The following is a 22,556-nucleotide window of genomic DNA, read 5'->3' as shown; positions in this document are numbered from 1 at the left end:
CACCAACAATTCGGTCTGCCAAAGTTGATTCGTCAATTAAAGTTTTTATCGTAAAATAAACTCAGACAATGATACCTTATCCATACAAAATACTAAGTGATTCCGACCGAATTTACAGCAGCTCAAAAGGATCAGCCTTTTAAATAATACACATTTGTGTTACTAAAAGTCACTGATCTGCACCGTATCACAAAACATTATTTACTGTCTTATGGCAGTAATTTTTTTTATCAGAAGATCTGACCGTCGTCACATGGAGTCACGTTTTTTTTGGTTGTTACCCATTTATCTCTCAGCTGAGTGGTCGGAATTTCAAAATACTTGTATAAAAAGAAAGATAGTATAAAACACAGGATAAGATATACTGCAAACAAAACATAAGAAGAAGAAATGAAATAATGAAATATATGCTTATGAACAAACATCCGGCCTATAATCCATGTCTGGATAAATGTCAGATTGACAAGGTACATCGAATATGAGATAAGGCTAATACAGGTTACCGGTTTGGAAATGACAGATGGTCCGTCTTTATAAGTGCTCAGTAAGGGCAAAAGCAAGAGCGTTCCGACAGACATCACGCTAAAAGAAAATACAGAAAAAAGAGGTCCCCTGCGTGAGAAAGCAATTCTATAAAAGACAATTGACTGATCAGGATCAGGACCAGGCCTACATAAAACAGTTTCTTCTTATAGCTATTCCATATTTTTGAATAATAATATTTTATATACGCTCCCAAAACGCCATACATCAGGCTATCCAGTCTTGTGACAACCTGTTTTCTGAAGTTCAGATCCCAGAAATTGAGATCATGGGGAATATCTGATACCGAATAACGGTATAGTCTGAACAAAGTCGTAAAAAGAATAATGAAAATGATAACCAGAAGTACTGATGACCGTACATCCCGTTTCATTAGGCTGATCAAAACATATAGAAAAATAGGAATTAATAAATAAAACCATTCTTCAATACTCAAGCTCCATGCTTCAGCAAAGAATTCAGGATGGGGAAAGGCAAAGTTCTGAATGAAGAGAAAGTATCTGAATTCATGAGTGATGGAAAACCCGGGAGTAAACAGGATATCCAAAATAAGTAAAATAACCAGAACCAAAAAGTAAGCGGGCAACGTTCGGCACCACCTTCTGATCCAGAAATTCAGCAATGCTTTTTTGTCAAAGGATTTGCGGTTTAAAATCTTTATTAATATCCCTCCGATCAAAAAACCGCTTAAAACAAAAAAAAGCGTGACCCCATCCAGCATAAAATTCAGTAAAAAATCAGCATAAGGAAGATAATGTAAACCATGAGATATCACGACGAAGCCTATTGCAAAAAAACGCAGTACGTCCAGTCCAAAAATTCTTTCTGAATCTATTTTTATCGTAAATGCACGGAAAATAAGCTCTTTTATTCTGTTGGTAAACATCCTGAAAATTCTCTAGCTGCTGTTCTAAACCGCAAAACTAAATTAAAAAAATCACTTATTTCTCTATAATATAAAGAAAATATCAACCAAACACAGCAATTTATATTTAATAATTTGTTAAAGAATTGATGCATAGATTATCTATTATTTTGACAAAATATCATTTTCATGTTATGTCAACAGATTTTTTCCGGGCAGGAAATACATACGGGACGTCCTATTTTGTACAGCCACCTTCAGGAAAAGGATACTTTACCCTTTGAATTCATTATGTAAATAATCAACTGACCTACTAATATCCGCAATCATTTACCAACCAACCAACCAACCAACCAACCAACCAACCAACCAACCAACCTAACAGGTTATTGAAACCTGTTAGGTTTACTTTATCATATGAGATCTCTTCCATCATAACATTCAATGCCAAGCAATAAGTTTAATATCGGTTTTTTTCTACCTCAGATGCAGAAAATTCTATCAGCCGGGATTCTATAGCTCACAATTGAAGTAAAAAATTGTCACTTGAATACAGTGGTAAATCTGTAATAATAAAATATCCAAACCAGTATCCAGGGAATATTCAAGATTAAAAAGAGTACAGTTTCCTGCCCGTTGATCTTTCCGTTGGTTATCGCAAAAAAAGAATAAAGGATCACTACTGCCGGTAATAAAAACCAGCACAAACCTGACATTATTCCTTTTTGAAACTGTTTTAAAAGTGACAAAAGACTGCTCAATGAAACCGAACTCAGAAATGTTATCCAAAAAACTACAAAAACATAAGCCAATCCACTCATATCGCAATTTCTTGGACGTTCTTTTACCCCTTGGAGTACATATAAAAAGATGATCAGAAAAATAACAGAAATAAGTAGGGAAATGCCCCAAGTCTTAAGAATATAAAGCAGAATAAATTTTCCTCTCGACATTGATTTTGTTTTAACGACTAAAATATCAATAAATCGTATATATACCAGTTTTGCACCATAAAAAAAGTCTCCTATTTCTAGAAGACTTTTTGCGATCCGGACGGGACTCGAACCCGCGACCTCCGCCGTGACAGGGCGGCATTCTAACCAGCTGAACTACCGGATCAATTTTTTTAAAAGAAATTGAGAAAACTTCTGCGATCCGGACGGGACTCGAACCCGCGACCTCCGCCGTGACAGGGCGGCATTCTAACCAGCTGAACTACCGGATCAATTTTTTTAAAAGAAATTGAGAAAACTTCTGCGATCCGGACGGGACTCGAACCCGCGACCTCCGCCGTGACAGGGCGGCATTCTAACCAGCTGAACTACCGGATCAATTTTTTTAAAAAGAAATTGAAAAAACTTTTTGCGATCCGGACGGGACTCGAACCCGCGACCTCCGCCGTGACAGGGCGGCATTCTAACCAGCTGAACTACCGGATCAATTTTTTTAAAAGTAATTGAAAAAACTTTTTGCGATCCGGACGGGACTCGAACCCGCGACCTCCGCCGTGACAGGGCGGCATTCTAACCAGCTGAACTACCGGATCAATTTTTTTAAAAGTAATTGAAAAAACTTTTTGCGATCCGGACGGGACTCGAACCCGCGACCTCCGCCGTGACAGGGCGGCATTCTAACCAGCTGAACTACCGGATCATTTTTTTAAAGAACGTCGTTTCTTTTTCGTGGTTGCAAAATTACATCTTTTTTTGTTATCTGCAAATTATTTTTGAAAAAATGCCTCCCAATACTGGAAGGCATTCATTATCAAACTTATTTTTTTTATAAGTGAGCGCTTAATTTTTCAGCGATTACCTCTTTTGGAGCTACACCTACTAATTTGTCTACTACTTCTCCATTCTTAAAAATAAGAACTGTAGGAATATTTCTGATGCCATACTGCATTGAAATCTCCTGGTTGTTGTCTACATCTACCTTTCCAACTACTGCTTTTCCTTCAAAATCTGAAGCAACTTCTTCGATGATTGGTCCTAATGTTCTACATGGTCCGCACCATACTGCCCAGAAGTCTACTAATACCGGTTTATCAGATTTTAATACCGTATCCTGGAATGAGCTGTCTGTAATTTCTAAAGCCATTTTGTTTCTTTTATTTTAATTAATATTATTTTCTTGTTTACTCTTATTGAGCAGTCAAAATTACGATTTTTACATCATAAGACTATCTATGCTCAACATTAGTTTTTTCTATAGCAAAGTCCTTTGAGATTTCTTTCAGGGCATCCACCAGGGCATCAATATCTGATTTTGCCGTCATGTGGCTGAAAGATATACGTAAAGGGGTACAATGATCCATTTCATCTTCACTGAGTACCATCATCATCACCATAGAAGGTTTTGAGGCTCCGGAAGAACATGCACTTCCCTGGGAAATCGCAATTCCTTTCATATCAAGCTGAAGGCCGATCAATGGGTTTTTATAGGGTAATAATGCACTTAATACCGTATAAAGACTGTTTTCTTTCTCAGCACTGCGTCCGTTGAATTTTATCCCTTCTATTTCAGCAGAAAGCCTTTCAATAGCATAATCTTTGATTGACTGCATATGATTGGTATAGTCTTCCATATGATTCAGGGAAAGTTCTAATGCTTTTCCAAGTCCTACAATTCCTGCTACATTTTCCGTACCTGCTCTCAGGCTTCTTTCCTGAGGACCTCCTGTAATGATACCTTTTAAACCTGTTGCCTTTCTGATGAAAGCAAAGCCGGCTCCTTTGGGACCGTGGAATTTATGGGCACTGCAGGAAGCAAAATCAACCGGAATATCGGAAAGATCAAGGTTCATATGGGCCATAGTCTGTACGGTATCCGAATGGAAAAGCGCGTTATTCTCTTTGCAAAGCTCAGCAACCTTTTTTAAATTGATGATGTTTCCGATTTCATTGTTGGCATGCATTAAGCTTACCAAAGTTTTTTTATCTGAAGATTTTAATAATTCTTCCAGTTTATTAAGATCAATATCTCCTTTTTCATTAGGACGGATGTAGTTTACCTCCACTCCTTTTCTGCTTTTCATATCCAAAATACTCTCAGAGACACATTTATGTTCGAGAGGAGAACTGATGATTCTCTCAACCCCAAGGTGTTCTACCGAAGATTTGATGATCATGTTATTGGATTCTGTTCCGCAGGAAGTGAAAATGATCTCAGCAGGAGTTACATGAAGATAGTCTGCAACCTGTCTTCTTACATTTTCAATAAGGATTTTTGCTTCCTGGCCAAAGCTGTGAGTTGAAGACGGGTTTCCGAAATTCATCTTCATCGTACCTACCATTGCATCTATAACTTCATCTGCAAGCGGAGTGGTTGCGGCATTATCTAAATATATTTTATCCATTATTATTTTGAATATTTTAATTCTACTGAGGTAAACTGAAAATCTGCAGGGACTGCAAACATAAACCAGGGATTAGAAATCATCTGAATCTCCATTCCACCGGATGGCGGGCCGGCAGGAACTTCTACGTACAGGACATTATTTTTCACCGATATACTTTTGATCTGCGAAATCTTGTGGCTTCCTGATCTGAAGCTTCCCAAATTATAGACAATAACTTTCTTGTTTTTTGGGAATTCCGGAGAATGAGAAGATTCTTTTCCTTCTTCCACCAATTGAAAGCCTGCCTTCATGACATTACGAAAATCAGTCTCGTCTTTAATGATTCTAAAACCAGGCTGCTTTGTTCCACCTTGTGACTCAGAGGCAAGGAGTTCTGCGTTATTTTGCATGCTTGATGACTTTTGAGAGGGTACATTTGTACAGCTCATTATGATTGCAGAGAATACGATTAACAGCCTTTTCATTTTTTACACTTTTATCATCCAAAATTAATGAAAAAATTGGTAATGTCCCTCATTTGCCCACTTCAACATTGGCCGATCGCCAGAAGTATCACCGAATGCAATAATTTTATCGTACTTAGAATCGTTAATTTCCTCCTTTATTCTGACCAGTTTTTCTTTTCCGTTGCAGTTTTTGCCAATAAAATTCCCGGTGAAAACACCGTTTTTAAACTCTGCCCGTGTAGAAACAAGCTGCATTTTCAATTCTTCTGCAAATGGCTTTACCCAAATATCCAGTGAAGCTGTCACCAATAAACTTTGTGTATTATTCCTATCGATATTTTTTATAAAGTCTAATGCATTCTCCCTTACAATTTTAGGATAATGATGTTCAAAAAACTGTTTAGATTTTAATTCAATTTTTTCCTGGGTTTGTCCTTTGAGAATGGAACCTATGAAACTTTTTTTTACTTTTTCAGTTTCCGCCAGTTTCAGTTTCAATAAAATAAAGAGCGGAACGTGCTTTAAAAACTGTATTCTATATCTTGTAGAATCGTAAAACTTAAGATACATAAACATAGTATCTTTATAAGTCAGGGTTCCGTCAAAATCAAAACAATACAATTTTTTCATTTTTTAAAGCTTTAATTTTTTAAATATAAATTCAGGGATATTCCTGATAATCATCATGATAATACTCCAAACCGGCAAAACATATGCCACATTCTTCTGCTTTTTGAAAGCGTTATAAATACTGGCAGCAGCTTGCTTTGGGGTAGCTGTTAATTTAGGATTTAACGGTAAACCTTCTGTCATTTTGGTAGCCATAAATCCGGGTTTTATGGTAAGGACATGTACTTTTTTATCAAACAGGTAGTTCCTTAGACCACTCAGATACGCTGTAAAGGCAGCTTTAGCACTTCCATAGATAAAATTACTCTGCCTTCCTCTGTCTCCTGCTACTGAAGAAAGCCCGATAATCGTCCCCGACCTTCTGCTCTCAAACTTCTGGGCAAAATAATTCATAACCGGAACCAGCTTTGAGTAATTAATATCAATGATACGCTGTGTGTTTCTGTTATCATACAGGCCTTCCTCCGTTCCTTCGCCCAAATATCCTACGGCACAAAATAATACATTTGAATTGACATAATCAAATCTGTTGTAATCAATTTCTTTTGTCAGATCCAGTTCAATCACTTCAGACTGCTGCAGAAACTTGACGTCAATATGTCTTGCAAACCTTTCTGTAGTTTCTTTATTTGAGGTAAAAAGATAGATTTTTTCAAATTTTTCTCCTTCCTGAAGTGCTTTTTCCACAAAAGCCTGTGCCACTTCAGATGTACTTCCCAGGACTATCATTATGAGTTGTTGTTTATGATTCTTTTGTGCTGTAAAGACACAAATTTAGGACTTTGAATATTTTTCAGGTAATTGGTCAGAGACGATCTGCTCATACTGTCTTTGGTAAGATAAATTCTCCCTCCAAATTCCTGGACGATACTGTCCAGCTGATCTACCAGTTTTTTTAGTTTTGAATTTACCTTAAAATCAAGTGCCAGCGTGTATCCTTCTACAGGAAATGAATTGTAAGCCTGCGGATTATTTTTTCCAAAGAGTTTCAACACCGCCAGAAAGGATCCGTTTCCACTCTTGGCAATGGTTTCCAGGATTCTTTTCATCCCTTCTTTCCCTGCTTCTTTGGGAATCACCATCTGATATTGTATAAAACCTGATTTTCCGTAGATTTTATTCCACTCGTTAATAGCATCCAACGGATAGAAGAACGTTTCATAATCGATAAAATTCTTCACTTCCTTTTTAGTCTGTTTTTTATAATACAACCAGTTGAAAATTTTCACCGTCAATGCATTCAATACGAATCCGGGAAAATAAAAAGGAACTGTAGGCTGCAACTTTTTCTTTAATCGTAAAGGGGTTTTTCCAAGGTGTTGAGGAAGCTCGTGCTGAAAAGCGTGTTCACCTCTCATCAGAATACTTCTCCCGATATTTTGTCCTTTCTGAAGGCAATCGATCCAGGCTACCGTATACGTCCAGCTTTCGCTTTCATCAAACAATCTGAAAATCTCATCCAGATTATCAGCTTTGATACTTTCCTGACGAATGTAGGCAGATTCAATATTTTTAAGTTTAAATTTTGCAGTAAGGATAATTCCTGTAAGTCCCATTCCGCCAATCGTAGCCCAGAACTTTTCTGAATTTTCTTCTCTTGAACAGGTCATGATTTCTCCGTTCTCTGTCATCAGCTTAAATTCGATCAGATATTCTGAAAAACATCCTTCTGCATGGTGATTTTTTCCATGAACATCAGAAGCAATGGCTCCTCCAACGGAAATAAATTTCGTTCCGGGAGTTACATACAAAAAGTATCCCTGCGGAACAGATATTTCAAGAACATCTGAAAGCAATACACCTGATTCGCATTCTATAATTCCGTTTAAACGGTCAAAACTAATGAACTTATTTAATTTTTTGGTAGAAAATATGGATTCTCCCAATGAAGCGTCTCCGTAGCATCTTCCGTTCCCTCTCGCAATAACTTCGTTGTGATTGAGTACAAATTCTTTTATTTTTTTGAAGCTGTCCTCAGATCTCATTTCTTTTTCCACTACCGGGTAATTACCCCAGTTTGTAACTTTCTGTGTAAAATTCGGCTTCATTTTTTAAAGTAAATTTGAATTAAAAATGCGGCAACCCAAAGTAATAAAGTAACCTGTATGTAGCGGTCTCTGTAGACAATTTTTGTAGGAGATTCTGTTCTGTTGTACACCAGTGTCTGCTGCAGATATCTTAAAAGAGCAAACACTACAAAGACAACCGTATAAAATACTCTTTCATGAAACCTGGCCTGTACTTCAGGTGACAGGGTAAACATCAGATAACAAACAATTGCCAGGGTTATCGATATTGATAAGGCGATGTCTGCAAACTGTACATTATAACCGTCAAGTGCTCTTCGTGTTTTTCCGGAAACCTGTGCATTGATAAGCTCTCCTCTTCTTTTTCCGATAGCCAGAACCAGTGCCAGCACAAAAGTCAGTAAAATAGCCCATTGTGAAATACTGATTCCCGTGATATAACCGCCGGCCAATACTCTTAATACAAAACCAATGGCTATAATAAAGATATCAATAATCGGAACATGCTTTAACCTGAATGTGTAGGCTAGGTTCATCACCACATAAAAGCCAATGATGGTAGCAAACTTCCATAAAAATTCATGAAAATAAAGTTGAGCAAAGAATACAAGGGCAATATCTGCAACAACCAATCCAATTAAAATGGCAATTGCTTTTGATTTTGATATGGCACCGCTTGCTAAAGGGCGTCTTCGTTTCTCAGGATGTTTTTTGTCTGCTTCAATATCATTGTAGTCATTCAAAATATAAACGACACTGGCAGCCAGTGAGAAAATGATAAAAGCAAAGATACTTTTGGCAAGTAAATCTAAGTTGGTAATATTACCTGAGAAAAACAGAGGGACAAATACAAACAGGTTTTTTACCCATTGCTCCACCCGGAGCAGTTTTAAATATTTCTTCATTTATGTTATTTCAATTGCAAAAGTAATAAATTCAAAATTTCCTGCATAAAAATACAAAAAAAACCGCCGGGGCGGTCTTTTACGAAAATATTTATATGTTAAATTAATTACTGTCCTTGCTTGGCATCATTAATCATTTTCTCGTTGGCAGTAATCGCAAATTCAACTCTTCTGTTTTTAGCTCTTCCTTCGTCAGTATCATTGCTCGCAACCGGCATATTTTTACCTTCACCTTTTGTGAACATTCTGCTACCGGCGATTCCTTTTCCTATCAAATATGATTTTACAGCATCCGCTCTTCTTTGAGAAAGCGCCATGTTGTAAGCATCCTTACCTACGCTGTCTGTGTGTCCGTAGATGTTGATATTGGTATCAGGATTATCACTTAATACTTTAGCTAATTTATCAAGGTTCCCCTGTGCAACAGAAGTAAGGTTTGAAGAATCGAATGCAAAGTTTACAATACTTTCGTTCATAGTAACTTTGATACCGTCTCCTACTCTTTCAACCTGAGCACCTGGTAAAGTTTCTTTAATATCTCTGGCTTGTTTATCCATTTTGTTACCGATAACGTTCCCTGCAACACCACCGATAATACCACCTAATACAGCACCGATAGCTCCGTTTCCACCTCTTCCTACATTATTTCCAAGAATACCTCCAAGTACTGCTCCTGAAGCAACACCTACGGCTGTTCCTCTTTGCTGGTGATTTGAATTCTGAACCGCTTCACAGCTTGTCAATAATAAAGCTGATGACAAGAAAAGGGCTGCTACATATGTTTTAGTAAATTTCATTTTTTTTGATCTTTTATGTTATTGAATTATTTCATTCCTGCTCTTTCAAAGTTGTAAACAACTTTTACGCTTCCTCCTTCGAAAGGAACATCTTGCTGAAGTGAAAACTGATCTGTAGTCTGGTTAATTAATGTCAATGTATACCCTGCTATGTTTTGTTTTGCTTTAGTACCATCTAAAACTTTTTTAAACATAAATGTATTCCCGTTTTTCACTTCAAATTTGATAGGCTGTGTGATAGCCGGACAACTTCCTCCTCCATTTAACGTATAAGCACCAGTCCAGTTGTTAGGGATAAGTCTCCAGTGACTTCCTACAAAACACTGTGCATCTGCTCCTTCATCGAAAGGTTTAATTTTATATCCTTTTTCGTAATCTATGCTTACAATCTGCCAGTCTCCTTTCATTTTAAGGAAATCAGCTCTCTGATTCTGAGATGTAGCTGCTTTGTTTACAGAGGAACACGACACTGCAAAAAGTGATGTTCCCAACATCCCTGCAAGTAGTAACTTTTTCATTTTGTTGTTTATTATTTTGTTACATTAAAGTTACAAAAAACCGTGCCAAATTTGAAAATAAAAAATAAAAAAGTCCGAAAAAATTCGGACTCTTTATGGTTTCTCCTTAAACACAGGGAGATAAACTATTTTTTAACAGCCTTTTTTGTGGATTTCGAAGGTTTTGCATTCCCTGAAGCTGTAGATTTTCCGTCATAGAAATTGTTATAAGCATATTCTGCTGCTTTTTTCAAATCTATTACTCCTCCAGCCTGGGAATAATCGGTAAATCCATTTTCTGTACTCGGGTTGCTGCTTTTCACAAGCGCTTCAATGATCTGATAAGGTTTCAGATTTGGCATATACGCTAATAAAACAGCTGCTGCTCCTGCTACAACCGGTGATGCCATTGAAGTTCCCTGAAGGTACTTGTATTCGTTTTTAGGAACGGTAGAATAAATCTCCTCTCCCGGTGCGAAAACGTTGACCATTTTCTTATTATAATTTGAGAAACTTGCTCTCAAAGCACTATTTTTATTGGTACTTGCCCCTACAACCAAAACGTTGTTTACAAATGGTTTTTCATCTGCCACATTTTTAAAGTTGGTAGGATATGCTAAATGTTCTGCTACGTCTTCATTTTCGTTACCTGCTGCCTTTACCAAAAGTACCCCTTTATCTTCTGCATACTTAAATGCATCCCAAACTACGTTTTTACCGGGTGAAACGGGTTTTCCAAAGCTCATATTCAGAACTTTTGCTCCGTTATCTACTGCATAACGGATGGCATTGGCAACATCTTTATCTCTTTCATCTCCGTTGGGAACGGTTCTTACAGACATGATTTTGGCTACTTTGGATGCAATACCATACTGTACTTCTTTTCCTTGCGGAAGTCCTGCAATAATCCCCGCTACGTGTGTTCCATGCTCTGCATCCGGTCCTTCGTAATGGTTGTTACCATAATTTTTTTCAGAATAGTCATCATAGTTATCACCTACGATTTCTTTTCTCGGATCATAGCTTAAGTCGTATTGTTTTGACTGCGGAGAATAGTAATCGATAGCTTCTTTCATTTGCTCTCTGATTGCTTTCTCAAAATCAGCTGATGATTTTCCTTTAAATTCAGGGCTTTGTGATACCTGCCCTAAAACCTGTAAAGCAATGGCATCTTTCTGGTCAGACGGAGCTTTAATGGAAGCTATCGTTTCGGCAGTTACCGGCTTTCCTCCTAATAGTTTAACCATATTCGGAACGACCTCATTGATCATTGTATAGGTTTGAAGACCTTGTTTTGCCTCAATACTTTTCTTATTAAAAAGTTCTTTAGCTTTCATGTACATCGCAAAATCTTCCGGCATTTTAACCTGATTTGCTTTGTTTTTTGCGGAGTCATCTCCCTCAAAAAGCGGCTTATATTTAGCAACCACTCTGGTTACTTCCATATTATCTATATCGATATCTCCGTTTTTCCCTCCGATGAAGTTCCATCCGTGTACATCATCAATGTATCCGTTTCCATCATCATCTTTACCATTTCCAGGTACTTCATTAGGGTTGGACCATACGTTTTTAATTAATCCAGGGTGATCTACCTGAACTCCGCTGTCTAACACTCCAACGACAACCGTTTTAGGTTTTAAGCCTTTAGATTCAAGATATTTGTATGCGTTTTCCGTATTTACTCCATATACTTTTGTACCAGAAAAATCTTTATGATACCAAGTCATCAGATCTTTATCTTCTTTTGGATCAATACTCTTTGCTTTGGATTCCTGAGCATAAGAGAAACTAAAACCTGCTAAAAAAACAGCAGCTAATAATACCTTTTTCATATGTTGATATTTATTTTATAAAGTGAAACGGGTTGCCATTTTATCTGTTAACTGTTGTTGAATGGCAATTTTTTCAAATTATTTTAATTTAATACTTTTTATATAAGTAAGAGATTCCGGTCCTTTGTTACAAATAAGATCTAAAACCGATAAATCTTCCAGAAATCCATACTTATCTGAGAATGTCTGATAATAGTCTTCCATTCCAAATTCTGAAGGAAGCTTTGCTGAGAATTTTTCTCTGAAACTGATCCCTTCGGGATTTTTGATATATTCTTCATTCAAAGAGTATGCCTTTTCTGTTTTCAGTATCTGTTGGATGATTTCTATCCCTTTAAGGTTAAAATCCAAAAGGAATTTTTCTTTCAAATCAAATATTTTCCTGAACTTGTCTTCATAATACTCGAAATAGGGAGAACTTTGATACGCGGTCTGAATGGATTTCCAGTGAAGGGTTCTCCAATCTTCTCTGTAAGAAATCTCGATATCCTTGAATTCTCTTTTTCCGTTATGATTAATGGGAATAATCAGTGACAGCTTACCGTTGGCTCCATAGATATTAGCTCTGTTTCTGTAGGTTTGCTTGGGAAAATTTTCAAACTGTTCAAGTGTAATGTCGTTTTCAGTATCCAAAAGGACTGAAAACCATGAAACCGGGGGCATATAAAATACCGGTAATAATACATTCTTCATATTCATAATGCAAAAATGAAGTATTTTTTCAAATACTTCATTCTATTTTAAGTTTAATTTTATTTACAATTCGTCTTCAGTATTTTTCTTTCTGAATAATTTTACAAAATACTCCCATCCGAAGAACAATATTAAAATCATTGCAGCGATCCACCAGTATGAAGTTTTGTTGGCTTCTCCTGTATTGGTTGCTTTAAACATTCTTTCCCAACGGATTTTAAACGGGGCCTGATAGGTTGAACCACTGTCTGCAAAAGCTCCTTGAAGACTCATCCAGGTAAACATTGGTTTTCCTACAATATTTTCTTCAGGAACGAAGCCAAAGAATCTTGCATCTAATGAAGCATCTCTGTTATCTCCTACCATCATATAATAATCTTGCTGGATGGTGTATTGATTAGCTTCTTTTCCGTTGATGAAAATTTTTCCGTTTTTCTTTTCTAAGCTGTTATGCTCATATTCGGAAATGATCCACTGGAACATTGGAAGTGTTTCGTTATTAATAGCTACCACATCTCCTTTTTTAGGAATTCTTACCGGACCGTACCAATCCTGGTTCCAAGGTTTGTTGATCGGGAAAATAGACTGTGTTGTATCGATCTTTGTTTTAGCTTCATCTCTGTATAATACCGCAGCTTCTCCTTTGGCAGAAACTTCTTCCTTCATATCAATTACCTGCGGAAGTGCTTTGATCTCTTTAGCCGTCTTATCAGTTAATCCCTGGAATCCATATAAATATCCGCTATTGGTTTGTACTTCCTGTACGGGTAAAAAGCCGTAGGTATTATATAGTGCAGGAATATCCAATTGGCTTCCTGTCGTTACCATATATCGGTGCTGTACTTCCTGGTCTCCTAAAACAGTTTCCGGTTTTCCGTTTACGAAAAGTCTTCCGGCTCTCATTTCAAAAGTATCCCCTGCGGTAGCCACACATCTTTTACATAAGGATCTTTTCTGTCGATCGCTGTATGTACAGAATCCTGAGGATAGTTGAAAACAACGACATCATTCTTCTGAGGCTTGTTAAACTGTAAAATTCTTGTGTATGGTAATTTCACGCCGTCAACGTAAGATTTCGGGTCATCTTTCGGATTTCCTTTTTGTCCCGTATCCATAATGGTTCCCTGAAGGAAAGGGATAGCGACCGGACGCATCGGAAGTCTGTATCCATAGCTCCATTTGTTTACAAAAAGGAAGTCTCCTACCAATAAAGTTCTTTCCATGGATCCTGTAGGGATTCCGAATGGCTGGGTTACAAAAACGTGGATAATGGTTGCAAATACTACCGCAAAAGTAATAGATCCCAAAAAGGTATCTTTCTTTTTAACCTCTTTTTCTTCATCTGTAAGGAAAAGATCATTGGCATTTTCATCTTCCACTTCTGCATCTTTAGAATAGTTGATGATGGCCATATAGATAAACGGCAGAATTACCGTAAGAATCTGATCTTTAAAAAGAGTTTTTCCAAACTTTTTCACTAAATAAAGGTGGAAAACAGACATCATGATTGGTCCTACAATCGGAAGATAAGACAGGATGGCCCACCACTTCGGATGTTTGGTTTCTTTCAGGATAATGAAATAATTATAGAAAGGTATAAATGCAAATAGGGGGCTATACCCCATTTTCTTAAACAACTTCCATGTTGAAATCCCCATCAATACGGATAAGATAAGGACATACACTGTATAAGTTAAAAAATAATTCATAATTTTTTTGTGCCTATTCTAAATATAAATGATAAATGATGAGTAATAAATGAGTACAGCTTGTGCTATTTACAATTTACTATTCATCATTCCTGTTATTGGTATGCAATTTAAATAATTTGTTACAAATTAAAGCCCTAAAACGTCTTTCATTTCGAAGTTCCCTTTTTTATCTTTAATCCATTCTGCAGCGACTACAGCTCCTAATGCAAATCCATTTCTGTTGAAAGCGGTATGTTTGATTTCAATCTCATCTACTTCGCTTCTGTAAAACACACTGTGGGTTCCCGGAACTTCATCTTCACGAATAGCAAAAATTCCCAGTTGATTATTCTCTGTTTCCTCCAGTTTCCATGCATCGAATTTCGGATTGTTTTTAAAGATTCCTTCCGCAATAGAAATAGCGGTTCCGCTGGGTGCATCTTTTTTATGAATGTGGTGAATTTCTTCCAGCTGACAGGAATACTCATCAACATTTTTCATCAAAGCGGCTAATTTTTCGTTCAAAGCAAAAAACAAATTCACTCCCAGACTAAAGTTGGAGCCATACAAGAAGGCAGTGTTATTATCTACAGCCAGTTGCTCAATTTCAGCTTTTTTCTCCAGCCAGCCTGTTGTTCCGCAGATTACAGGAATTTTATTTTCAAGGCAGGCTTTGATGTTATCATATGCAACTTCCGGCAAAGAGAATTCAATAACAACATCCGGGTTATTAAGATTTTCAGCAGTTGGAGTCTCCTTCAGGCGGGCTACCACTTCATGACCTCTTTTCTGAGCGATCTCATCAATGATCTTACCCATTTTCCCATAACCAACTAATGCTATTTTCATATCTTATATTCTATTTTTTTGACACAGAAACAGTACGTCTGTGCATTTTTATTGTATTAAAATCTATAACTTAAACTGAAACCCGTCTTTGGTGCATCATAACCATACTGATCCTGAATCACTGACGGCTTAAAAGTAAGGTCCGGATCATGACGGCTTTCATACAGGTGGGCATCGACTACAGCATCTACAATGTTCAGGATGTAGATCAATCCTGTAATGGCAATGGCATAATCTCTTTGTCGTTTTGCTCTGTCCTGTACATTACCTAAAGCTTTTTTATCCAACCAGGGACGGCTGTCAACAAATTCATTAGGGGTACCGTTAAGTTTGGCTATATAATATTCACGATATTTTTTGTATTGATTATCATTCCAGATAGCAATACCAACTCCTGCTCCTACAGCTCCCCAAACGATGGGAATTTTCCAGTATTTTTTGTTATAGAACTGCCCTAATCCCGGAAAAACAGCTGAATACAGCCCTGCTCTCGTAGGATTTAGTTTTATGGTCTTTTTTGTGGGTCCATTGGCTTTTTCGAGATCAGCGATAATTTTGGCTTCGGTTTTCCCCGGCTTTACCTTGGCAGTTTCTTCCTGTGGAAGCGCCTGTACCCGGACAGTATCGATAGGACCGACTTGTGAATAAGCCAGCGAAGTGATACAAAGGAAAAATGTGAAAAATATATTCTTCATTATTTAATATGGGATAAAATATACTCTAATTCTTCTTCATTTTTGAAGTCGAGGACAATTTTACCTTTTTTACCATTTCCAGAAGCTTTGATCTCTACTTTCACATCTAAGATGTCAGCGATCGTCTTCTGGGCTCTTTTGTAATTATTGGAAAGCTCGGCACTTACTTTTTTAGCTGCCGGAGACTTAGGATTCTTCAATGCAGCAGCAGCCTGCTCTGCCTGACGAACGTTTAATTTTTCTTTAATAATCAGATCAAATAAAACCTGCTGATCTTCTTCTCTTTCGAGACTGATGATAGCTCTACCGTGTCCTGCAGAAATCTCACCACTTCTGATGGCATTCTGAATATCGGGATTCAGCCTCAACAACCTGATTGAGTTGGTAATGGTACTTCTGTCTTTTCCTATTCTCTGGCTCAGGTTTTCCTGAGTAAGTCCGATTTCCTCTAAAAGCCTATGATAGGTCAAAGCGATTTCGATCGCATCAAGATCTTCTCTCTGAATATTTTCCACAAGAGCCATCTCAAGAAGCTCCTGATCATTCACTAAACGGATATAGGCAGGAACAGTCGTTAAACCGGCAATTTTACTGGCTCTGTAACGTCTTTCCCCGGATATGATCTCAAACTTTTCACCATCTTTTCTTAAGGTAATCGGCTGGATTACGCCTAAGTTTTTAATCGATTGGGCGAGTTCGTTTAATGCTTTTTCATCAAAATAAGTTCTCGGCTGCGTCGGGTTCGGATAGATGTCTTCAAGTGCTACTTCAACAATATTTCCTACAAACTTATCTGCTCCTTCATCAGTAGCGGAGTTGACAGTTGCTTTGGATTCTGCACTTAAAATGGCGCCCAAGCCGCGTCCCATAGCTCTTTTTTTGTCCTTCATAGATATAATTGATAAATGATGTTTGATAAGTGATGGCTAACATTCACTTAGTGGCCATTTATTATTAATTTAATTCTTTACTAAATTTTCGTTCTTCAAAAGAACTTCTTCTGCTAACTGAATGTACTGAACAGCTCCTTTACTTTCAGCATCATAATTCAAGATACTTTCTCCAAAACTTGGAGCTTCACTCAATCTTACATTTCTGCTGATAATGGTTTCGAAAACCATTTCTGGAAAGTGTAAGTTCACTTCTTCCACTACCTGATTGGATAGTCTTAACCTGCTGTCATACATTGTTAGAAGGAGGCCTTCAATTCCAAGATCTTTATTGTGAATCTTCTGAACATTCTTAACGGTATTCAAAAGTTTCCCAAGTCCTTCTAACGCAAAGTATTCACATTGGATCGGAATAATCACAGAATCAGCTGCTGTAAGTGCATTTACTGTGATAAGTCCTAAACTCGGTGCACAGTCGATAATGATATAGTCGTAATCATCCCTTACGGTGGCTAATGCTTTTTTCAGCATATATTCACGGTCTTCCTTGTCAACCAATTCAATTTCCGCAGCTACCAGATCGATATGTGACGGTATAATATCCAGGTTTGGAGTTGCAGTTCTCTTGATACAAACTCTTGTATCTGCACTATGCTCCAGTAGATTATATGTAGAATACTGAACATCCTCAACGCCCAGACCTGATGTAGCATTCGCCTGCGGGTCTGCATCGATAATTAATATTCTTTTTTCCAATACTCCTAATGCTGCTGCCAGGTTTACGGCTGTGGTAGTTTTACCGACACCTCCCTTTTGATTAGCAATACCTATGATTTTTGCCATTATTAGAACTTTAAGTTTCAAAAATACACTTTTTTCTTTGCTCTTGGTGAGTGACGAAAATCAAAATTGAGTTAAAATACTGTTAATAAGAGCCTTAACCGTTAAAAAAATTATCCACAAAAAAAATCTTTGTGGATAACTATTTAAATTTTGTTTTTCTGTATTAATTTTCAAACTTCATTGAGATCGGAAATTTGAAATAACTTCTTACGAACTCTCCCTTTTTATTTTTGGCAGGAACCCATTTTCCTTTCACGGATTTGATCGTTCTGATCGCTTCGTTATTGAAATCAGCGTTGGTTCCGCTGGCTTTTATTCCTGAAATTGAGCCATCCATTTCTACAATAAAAGTCACTATAGTTTTCATAACTCCATCTGATTCAAATCCTGAACTGTCAAAACTGTTCATTACTTTATTTCTGAATGAGTCTATTCCTCCTGCATAATTAGCTTCTATCCCAAGATCCCCTGCTTCTACTATTTTATTTTTATCTACAGCCTCAGGAATTGTTGGTGGTGCGGTATTGATTACCGGACCAGTTCCTACAGGTGCTGTTGTCGGAACATATGTATTGGGGGCTACCACATCTCCTTTTAAATTATTAGCAAGACCTGCCACAGCGTCATCAGGTACTGGATCCTTTTTCGTCTGATCATCGGGTGCTGTTTTTGATGGAGTTGGCACTGTACTGTCAAACGTTTTTGTATTAGGAGCTGTTGCTGGTTTTACAGGTACAATAGTTACAGGAGGAGCTGGTTCATCAGGTGTAACTGGAGTAAAATCTATAACAACTCCACCTAGTCCCTCATGTGGTACATCTGTTGTAAATGCTGACATAGCAAACGGTGTAATGGATACTGCAGCCATTAAACTTACTCCCACAAAAAGTGCTTTGGTTAATATTCTGTCTGATTCGTTTCTTAATGCATAGGCACCATATTCTTTGTTGCGGTGCTCAAAAAGAACTTCGTTGAAGCGAAATTCCTGGTTTTGATTCTGTTGTTTCATCACTACTTCTTTTTTTAAACGGTTAAAATGTGATTATTAGTTTGATTAGTTCTTATCGATAAGCAATGTATCAATATCAAAATATCTGCCACAATTTTATCAAAACAACATAATATTATAATATTTTATGACAAAGTTTAAATTTTAACATTTCAACATAACAAAAAACTCTACAAAAAACATAGACTAATCTACAAACATACAGGTATTTAAGGATAAAAATGTCTTATAAATAGCCAGAAAAAAAATAGACATCACATAAGCAAAAGCAGAAGTATTAAGGGGATCAGCAACCCTATGGAATTCATAATGATAAAGATAATGGATAAGATTTTTGTTCTACGATAGTTTTTAACCGCAAAATAGATCGCAGCACTACTCAAGACTAAAGTAGATACAATAAATAAAACAAGGAGAAAATTAGAAATCATCGATAATGGCATTGCATTATAAATGATCATTACAAGACAATAGACGAGACTGAGAATCGAGCTTATTACGATCTTGTTCACAGGTCCGGTTGCTTTACTATTATTTTCCATGTAAAAATAAAGATAAGTGATTCTAGTGACATAAAAAAAGAGACCATCCGATAAGACAGTCTCTTTTTAGTTTATTTTTAAGGTAAATGAATTAGAACAATTCTTTTCTGATGATATTCTGACTTCTTTCAGGTCCTACAGAAACCAGATATACATTGATTCCTAAATACTCTTCAATAAACTCGATATACTTCTGAGCATTATCAGGAAGTTCATCATAGCTTCTCGCTTTGGTAATATCTTCTTCCCAACCCGGTAAATCGTGATAGATAGGTTCGTAGTTGTATAATTTCTCCGTTGAAGATGTGAAATAATCAATAATTTTTCCGTCTTCAGTTTTATAATGAGTAACGATCTTAAGATTTTCAATTCCTGTAAGAACATCCAGTTTCGTAATCACAAGATTGTTGATCCCGTTGATCATACAAGCATGTTTTAAAGAAACAAGGTCTAGCCAACCTGTTCTTCTCGGCCTACCCGTTGTAGCTCCGAACTCACCACCGATCTGTCTGATTTTTTCTCCCAGCTCATTATCCAATTCGGATGGGAAAGGTCCGTTACCTACTCTTGTACAGTATGCTTTTGCCACCCCGATAAGGTTTTGAAGTGAAGTTGGTGGTACACCCGCTCCTGAGCACACTCCTCCTGTAGACGGAGAAGATGAAGTCACATACGGATAAGTACCGAAGTCGATATCCAGCATTAGTGCCTGAGCACCTTCGAATAAGACATTTTTACCTTCCTGTATCGCTTCGTTTAGTTCAAGTTCTGTATCAACGATTCTGTCCTGAAGTTGTTTTCCGATTTCTAAAAATTCGTTATAGATTTCTTCAACATCCAAAACAGGTTTTCCGTAATATTTTTCAAAAGAGAGTTTTTAACTTTTAAGTTTTTCTCAATTTTATCTCTTAAAATCTCAGGATTAAGAAGGTCTACCATTCTGATTCCTACTCTTGCTATTTTATCTTCGTAGCAAGGTCCGATTCCTTTTTTGGTAGTTCCGATCTGAGTTCCGCCGTGCTCTTCTTCACGGTAAGTATCCAAAAGGATGTGGTAAGGCATGATGACATGCGCTCTTCTGCTGATAAAAATGTGATCTGTTCTCAAGCCTTTGCTTTCGATCTGATTCACTTCTTTAATGAAAGATTTAGGGTTTACCACTACTCCGTTTGCAATGATACATTTCCCTTTGCATTGAAGAACTCCTGAAGGAAGAAGGTGTAAAACGAATTTTTCATCTCCCACATAAACCGTGTGACCAGCGTTGTCTCCTCCCTGGAAACGCACTACATAGTCCGATTTTGCCGATAAAACATCCGTGATTTTACCTTTGCCTTCATCTCCGTACTGAAGACCTACAACTACATAAGTTGACATATTTTACTTTTGTTTTAAGATTCGTGCAAAATTACTTTTAAAAAAAATGACGACCAAATTATAGAGGAATTTATTTTGATTTGGTATGAAAATCATGAGATTGGGAAAGTATTATTAATATTAATTATACATTCTATTTTCTATAAATCCACTATATTTACTTTAAAATTTAAGCTAAAAGTGATGAAATTCAAAATACTAATCTTATTTCTGATAGTACCGATATTTTGCATACAAGCGCAAAGCAGGGCTACGACGGCAAAGGATTATTTAAGCATGCCGGGACCTATTGCTTTGGGGCAAAAAGAATAATTCATCAAAAACTAATAGAAACCGTTGGAAATTACAAAATCCCTGACATTGAGATACAATAATATAATACCCGAACTGTTATGACTTCATCTCCAACATCAGCGTATCTGCCTTCTAATATGAATAATGAATCGAGACTTTTCTTTACTCTCTTTTCACCGGAAACCGTAAAAGCAACCCTGCTAATTGTTCATGGCATGCAGGAACATAGCGGAAGATATTCAGAAATAGCAGAATATTTTGCCAATCATGGAATAGCTGTAGTAACCTATGATCATCTGGGACATGGAAGATCTGTGAGAAGAAAAAAGGAAATTGGCTTTTTTCAGCTCAGTAAGCCGGACAAAAGACTGGTTGCCGATGCCGAAATGATGGCTGACTATCTTGCAGGAAAATACCCTGATGTTCCCCACTTTATTCTCGGCCATTCCATGGGATCCTTTATTACCCGTTGTCTGCTTCAGACAGCGTCTAAAAAAATTTACGGGAGCCATCATTACCGGAACCGGTGGACCGCTGCGCGGCATCAGTTTATTACAAGGGTATTTATCATTAGCTAATTTTATTGCTCCTCACCATCGTACTTTCCTGAATTCTGTTTTTACTAAAGTGAATAATAAAAGGTTTAAAAAGGATAAAGACTTCGGAGAAACGAGCTGGCTAAGTATCAATACCCTAAACAGAAGAGCTTTTGAGCAGGATGACCTTTGCGGAATTCCTTTTACTAATAATGCTTTTTATACTTTGTTTACCATTTATAAAAGGGCTACGGCAAGAAACTGGGCTTCTTCCGTTCCGCCATCTTTTCCTTTTTTATTTGTGAGCGGAGAGAATGACCCGATCGGTAATTTCAGTGAAGGAGTAACGCAGACTGTAGACCATTTAAAGTCTGATGGTTTTCAAAATGTAGACGTAAAGATCTATCCGGATATGCGTCATGAGATTTTGAATGAAGAAATACGGGAAGAAGTGTTAAAGGAAATCTACAATTGGATTCTAAAATACTAAAAACCAATAAATTATGGAAATTCCAAAGATTTTATCAAGTTAAAAATAATGAGAATACATATTTTCGGAGCTTCCGGTTCCGGTGTTACCACTTTGGGAAAAGCACTGTCTGAGAAACTCCATATTGAATACTTTGACAGTGATGATTTTTTCTGGCTTAAAACCCAACATCCATTTACGCAAAGACAACATCCTCAAGTAAGGAATACCATGGTATCGGAGAAGCTTCACACCACCGACAACTGGATTTTTGGGGGTTCAATCATTCATTGGGGTGAGAATGTATTTCCACCATTTGATCTGATCATATTTCTCTATCTGCCATCTGAACTCAGAATGGAAAGGCTGAGAAAAAGAGAATTAGAAAGATACGGCGATGCCATCATCACGCATCCTGAAAAATCTAAAAAGTTCCAAGAATTTATGGATTGGGCTAAAGATTATGATCATAATACCGGTATTGCCAACAGAACTTTAAAAGCTCATCTTGAATGGCTGTCTGATATAGATACACCTTTAATTGAATTGTCCGGTGATTATGAGTTGACTCAAAAGATGGAGATTATATTGAATCAGGTAAAACAGGGAAACCTGCAGGTGAAATAGAGACTTCTTCGCTATACTCGCAATAACTGAGGCTTGCCTTGTCTTGATACCACAATAAGAAAAGAAAAAGTTTTTCAAGGGATAAAAATAAACCTGGAAATAAATTTCCAGGTTTATTTTTTGATAAAGTTCCGGCTA

General features: G+C 37.1%; 20 protein-coding genes, 6 tRNA genes and 3 pseudogenes. 3 read left to right on the top strand and 26 right to left on the bottom strand.

Translation table 11 applies throughout. The features are described 5' to 3' along the window. Window positions 1–577: 577 nt before the first annotated feature. Entirely contained in the window at window positions 578–1,429 is an 852-nt protein-coding gene (locus tag H3Z85_13590; protein QPQ50493.1) for an acyltransferase, read from the bottom strand. A gap of 297 nt (window positions 1,430–1,726) precedes the next feature. Here H3Z85_13590 and H3Z85_13585 point away from each other — a divergent pair, with 297 nt between their 5' ends. After that, complete coding sequence (locus H3Z85_13585) at window positions 1,727–1,801, top strand: PT domain-containing protein (GenBank protein ID QPQ53896.1); 75 nt, start codon at window positions 1,727–1,729, stop codon at window positions 1,799–1,801. 149 nt (window positions 1,802–1,950) lie between these two features. Here the strand turns inward: H3Z85_13585 and H3Z85_13580 are convergent, their stop codons facing one another. The 25 genes and pseudogenes from H3Z85_13580 to H3Z85_13460 all read right to left on the bottom strand — a co-directional run bounded on the left by H3Z85_13580 (window position 1,951) and on the right by H3Z85_13460 (window position 20,492). After that, window positions 1,951–2,361 (bottom strand): hypothetical protein, encoded by a 411-nt coding sequence (locus H3Z85_13580; GenBank protein ID QPQ50492.1) that lies wholly within the window; start codon window positions 2,359–2,361, stop codon window positions 1,951–1,953. A gap of 92 nt (window positions 2,362–2,453) precedes the next feature. After that, window positions 2,454–2,527, bottom strand: a tRNA-Asp gene (locus H3Z85_13575). Between the two features lie 32 nt (window positions 2,528–2,559). Then, a tRNA-Asp gene (locus H3Z85_13570) sits at window positions 2,560–2,633 on the bottom strand. Between the two features lie 32 nt (window positions 2,634–2,665). After that, a tRNA-Asp gene (locus H3Z85_13565) sits at window positions 2,666–2,739 on the bottom strand. A gap of 34 nt (window positions 2,740–2,773) precedes the next feature. Beyond that, window positions 2,774–2,847, bottom strand: a tRNA-Asp gene (locus H3Z85_13560). Between the two features lie 33 nt (window positions 2,848–2,880). Then, a tRNA-Asp gene (locus H3Z85_13555) sits at window positions 2,881–2,954 on the bottom strand. 33 nt (window positions 2,955–2,987) lie between these two features. Further along, window positions 2,988–3,061: transfer RNA gene (locus H3Z85_13550), tRNA-Asp, on the bottom strand. A gap of 126 nt (window positions 3,062–3,187) precedes the next feature. Continuing rightward, complete coding sequence (trxA, locus tag H3Z85_13545) at window positions 3,188–3,505, bottom strand: thioredoxin (protein QPQ50491.1); 318 nt, start codon at window positions 3,503–3,505, stop codon at window positions 3,188–3,190. Window positions 3,506–3,587: 82 nt separating this feature from the next. Further along, complete coding sequence (locus tag H3Z85_13540; GenBank protein QPQ50490.1) at window positions 3,588–4,763, bottom strand: cysteine desulfurase; 1,176 nt, start codon at window positions 4,761–4,763, stop codon at window positions 3,588–3,590. A gap of 2 nt (window positions 4,764–4,765) precedes the next feature. Further along, a complete protein-coding gene (locus tag H3Z85_13535; GenBank protein ID QPQ50489.1) occupies window positions 4,766–5,230 on the bottom strand; it encodes a protease complex subunit PrcB family protein in 465 nt (154 codons plus the stop codon). Between the two features lie 24 nt (window positions 5,231–5,254). Next, window positions 5,255–5,842, bottom strand: coding sequence for an HAD-IB family hydrolase (locus H3Z85_13530; GenBank protein ID QPQ50488.1), 588 nt, complete (start codon window positions 5,840–5,842; stop codon window positions 5,255–5,257). Between the two features lie 3 nt (window positions 5,843–5,845). After that, a complete protein-coding gene (locus tag H3Z85_13525) occupies window positions 5,846–6,571 on the bottom strand; it encodes an SDR family NAD(P)-dependent oxidoreductase (protein QPQ50487.1) in 726 nt (241 codons plus the stop codon). Further along, window positions 6,571–7,890: an FAD-binding oxidoreductase gene (locus H3Z85_13520; GenBank protein ID QPQ50486.1), complete on the bottom strand. Its 1,320-nt coding sequence runs from the start codon at window positions 7,888–7,890 to the stop codon at window positions 6,571–6,573. The genes H3Z85_13525 and H3Z85_13520 overlap by 1 nt, the downstream gene beginning before the upstream one ends. Next, a complete protein-coding gene (locus tag H3Z85_13515; protein ID QPQ50485.1) occupies window positions 7,887–8,774 on the bottom strand; it encodes a decaprenyl-phosphate phosphoribosyltransferase in 888 nt (295 codons plus the stop codon). Before H3Z85_13515 ends, H3Z85_13520 begins: the two co-directional genes overlap by 4 nt. A 107-nt stretch (window positions 8,775–8,881) precedes the next feature. After that, a complete protein-coding gene (locus H3Z85_13510; protein ID QPQ50484.1) occupies window positions 8,882–9,571 on the bottom strand; it encodes an OmpA family protein in 690 nt (229 codons plus the stop codon). A gap of 26 nt (window positions 9,572–9,597) precedes the next feature. Then, window positions 9,598–10,089 carry a lipocalin family protein gene (locus tag H3Z85_13505; GenBank protein QPQ50483.1) on the bottom strand — a complete coding sequence of 164 codons (492 nt, stop codon included), beginning with the start codon at window positions 10,087–10,089 and terminating at the stop codon, window positions 9,598–9,600. 125 nt (window positions 10,090–10,214) lie between these two features. Beyond that, window positions 10,215–11,903: a S8 family serine peptidase gene (locus H3Z85_13500; protein ID QPQ50482.1), complete on the bottom strand. Its 1,689-nt coding sequence runs from the start codon at window positions 11,901–11,903 to the stop codon at window positions 10,215–10,217. Between the two features lie 78 nt (window positions 11,904–11,981). Then, on the bottom strand, window positions 11,982–12,596 hold the full coding sequence (locus H3Z85_13495; protein QPQ50481.1) for a WbqC family protein: 615 nt from the start codon (window positions 12,594–12,596) through the stop codon (window positions 11,982–11,984). Window positions 12,597–12,659: 63 nt separating this feature from the next. Next, a pseudogene (gene lepB, locus H3Z85_13490) lies at window positions 12,660–14,305 on the bottom strand (signal peptidase I). A 129-nt stretch (window positions 14,306–14,434) separates the two neighbouring features. Further along, window positions 14,435–15,136, bottom strand: a complete 702-nt coding sequence (gene dapB, locus H3Z85_13485; protein QPQ50480.1) for a 4-hydroxy-tetrahydrodipicolinate reductase — start codon at window positions 15,134–15,136, stop codon at window positions 14,435–14,437. Window positions 15,137–15,192: 56 nt separating this feature from the next. Continuing rightward, complete coding sequence (locus tag H3Z85_13480) at window positions 15,193–15,831, bottom strand: hypothetical protein (protein ID QPQ50479.1); 639 nt, start codon at window positions 15,829–15,831, stop codon at window positions 15,193–15,195. After that, a complete protein-coding gene (locus H3Z85_13475; GenBank protein ID QPQ50478.1) occupies window positions 15,831–16,721 on the bottom strand; it encodes a ParB/RepB/Spo0J family partition protein in 891 nt (296 codons plus the stop codon). The genes H3Z85_13480 and H3Z85_13475 overlap by 1 nt, the downstream gene beginning before the upstream one ends. Window positions 16,722–16,790: 69 nt before the next feature. Further along, complete coding sequence (locus tag H3Z85_13470; protein ID QPQ50477.1) at window positions 16,791–17,564, bottom strand: ParA family protein; 774 nt, start codon at window positions 17,562–17,564, stop codon at window positions 16,791–16,793. Window positions 17,565–17,727: 163 nt separating this feature from the next. Further along, the gene (locus tag H3Z85_13465) at window positions 17,728–18,573 is read right to left on the bottom strand and encodes an energy transducer TonB (protein QPQ50476.1); all 846 of its coding nucleotides are present in this window, start codon (window positions 18,571–18,573) and stop codon (window positions 17,728–17,730) included. A 633-nt stretch (window positions 18,574–19,206) separates the two neighbouring features. After that, a pseudogene (locus tag H3Z85_13460) lies at window positions 19,207–20,492 on the bottom strand (adenylosuccinate synthase). Between the two features lie 392 nt (window positions 20,493–20,884). Between H3Z85_13460 and H3Z85_13455 the strand changes: the two are divergent. Together H3Z85_13455 and H3Z85_13450 are read left to right on the top strand one after the other, a co-directional pair. Next, a pseudogene (locus H3Z85_13455) lies at window positions 20,885–21,812 on the top strand (alpha/beta hydrolase). 48 nt (window positions 21,813–21,860) lie between these two features. Continuing rightward, a complete protein-coding gene (locus tag H3Z85_13450; protein ID QPQ50475.1) occupies window positions 21,861–22,418 on the top strand; it encodes an AAA family ATPase in 558 nt (185 codons plus the stop codon). Window positions 22,419–22,556 lie beyond the last annotated feature (138 nt).

This window comes from Chryseobacterium indologenes, from assembly GCA_016025055.1.
Taxonomy (GTDB): Bacteria; Bacteroidota; Bacteroidia; order Flavobacteriales; family Weeksellaceae; genus Chryseobacterium; species Chryseobacterium indologenes.
The sequence above is the reverse complement of the archived record's forward strand: the minus strand, read 5'-3'. Positions and strand labels throughout refer to the sequence as shown.

Bases quoted from the DNA above. Each gene is read 5' to 3' on its own strand.
- H3Z85_13515 (QPQ50485.1), bottom strand. From the start codon at position 8,774: ATGAAGAAATATTTAAAACTGCTCCGGGTGGAGCAATGGGTAAAAAAC.
- H3Z85_13505 (QPQ50483.1), bottom strand. From the start codon at position 10,089: ATGAAAAAGTTACTACTTGCAGGGATGTTGGGAACATCACTTTTTGCA.
- H3Z85_13590 (QPQ50493.1), bottom strand. From the start codon at position 1,429: ATGTTTACCAACAGAATAAAAGAGCTTATTTTCCGTGCATTTACGATA.
- trxA (QPQ50491.1), bottom strand. From the start codon at position 3,505: ATGGCTTTAGAAATTACAGACAGCTCATTCCAGGATACGGTATTAAAA.
- H3Z85_13510 (QPQ50484.1), bottom strand. From the start codon at position 9,571: ATGAAATTTACTAAAACATATGTAGCAGCCCTTTTCTTGTCATCAGCT.
- H3Z85_13480 (QPQ50479.1), bottom strand. From the start codon at position 15,831: ATGAAGAATATATTTTTCACATTTTTCCTTTGTATCACTTCGCTGGCT.
- H3Z85_13520 (QPQ50486.1), bottom strand. From the start codon at position 7,890: ATGAAGCCGAATTTTACACAGAAAGTTACAAACTGGGGTAATTACCCG.
- H3Z85_13470 (QPQ50477.1), bottom strand. From the start codon at position 17,564: ATGGCAAAAATCATAGGTATTGCTAATCAAAAGGGAGGTGTCGGTAAA.
- H3Z85_13465 (QPQ50476.1), bottom strand. From the start codon at position 18,573: ATGAAACAACAGAATCAAAACCAGGAATTTCGCTTCAACGAAGTTCTT.
- H3Z85_13495 (QPQ50481.1), bottom strand. From the start codon at position 12,596: ATGAAGAATGTATTATTACCGGTATTTTATATGCCCCCGGTTTCATGG.
- dapB (QPQ50480.1), bottom strand. From the start codon at position 15,136: ATGAAAATAGCATTAGTTGGTTATGGGAAAATGGGTAAGATCATTGAT.
- H3Z85_13535 (QPQ50489.1), bottom strand. From the start codon at position 5,230: ATGAAAAGGCTGTTAATCGTATTCTCTGCAATCATAATGAGCTGTACA.
- H3Z85_13500 (QPQ50482.1), bottom strand. From the start codon at position 11,903: ATGAAAAAGGTATTATTAGCTGCTGTTTTTTTAGCAGGTTTTAGTTTC.
- H3Z85_13475 (QPQ50478.1), bottom strand. From the start codon at position 16,721: ATGAAGGACAAAAAAAGAGCTATGGGACGCGGCTTGGGCGCCATTTTA.
- H3Z85_13580 (QPQ50492.1), bottom strand. From the start codon at position 2,361: ATGTCGAGAGGAAAATTTATTCTGCTTTATATTCTTAAGACTTGGGGC.
- H3Z85_13540 (QPQ50490.1), bottom strand. From the start codon at position 4,763: ATGGATAAAATATATTTAGATAATGCCGCAACCACTCCGCTTGCAGAT.
- H3Z85_13525 (QPQ50487.1), bottom strand. From the start codon at position 6,571: ATGATAGTCCTGGGAAGTACATCTGAAGTGGCACAGGCTTTTGTGGAA.
- H3Z85_13450 (QPQ50475.1), top strand. From the start codon at position 21,861: ATGAGAATACATATTTTCGGAGCTTCCGGTTCCGGTGTTACCACTTTG.
- H3Z85_13530 (QPQ50488.1), bottom strand. From the start codon at position 5,842: ATGAAAAAATTGTATTGTTTTGATTTTGACGGAACCCTGACTTATAAA.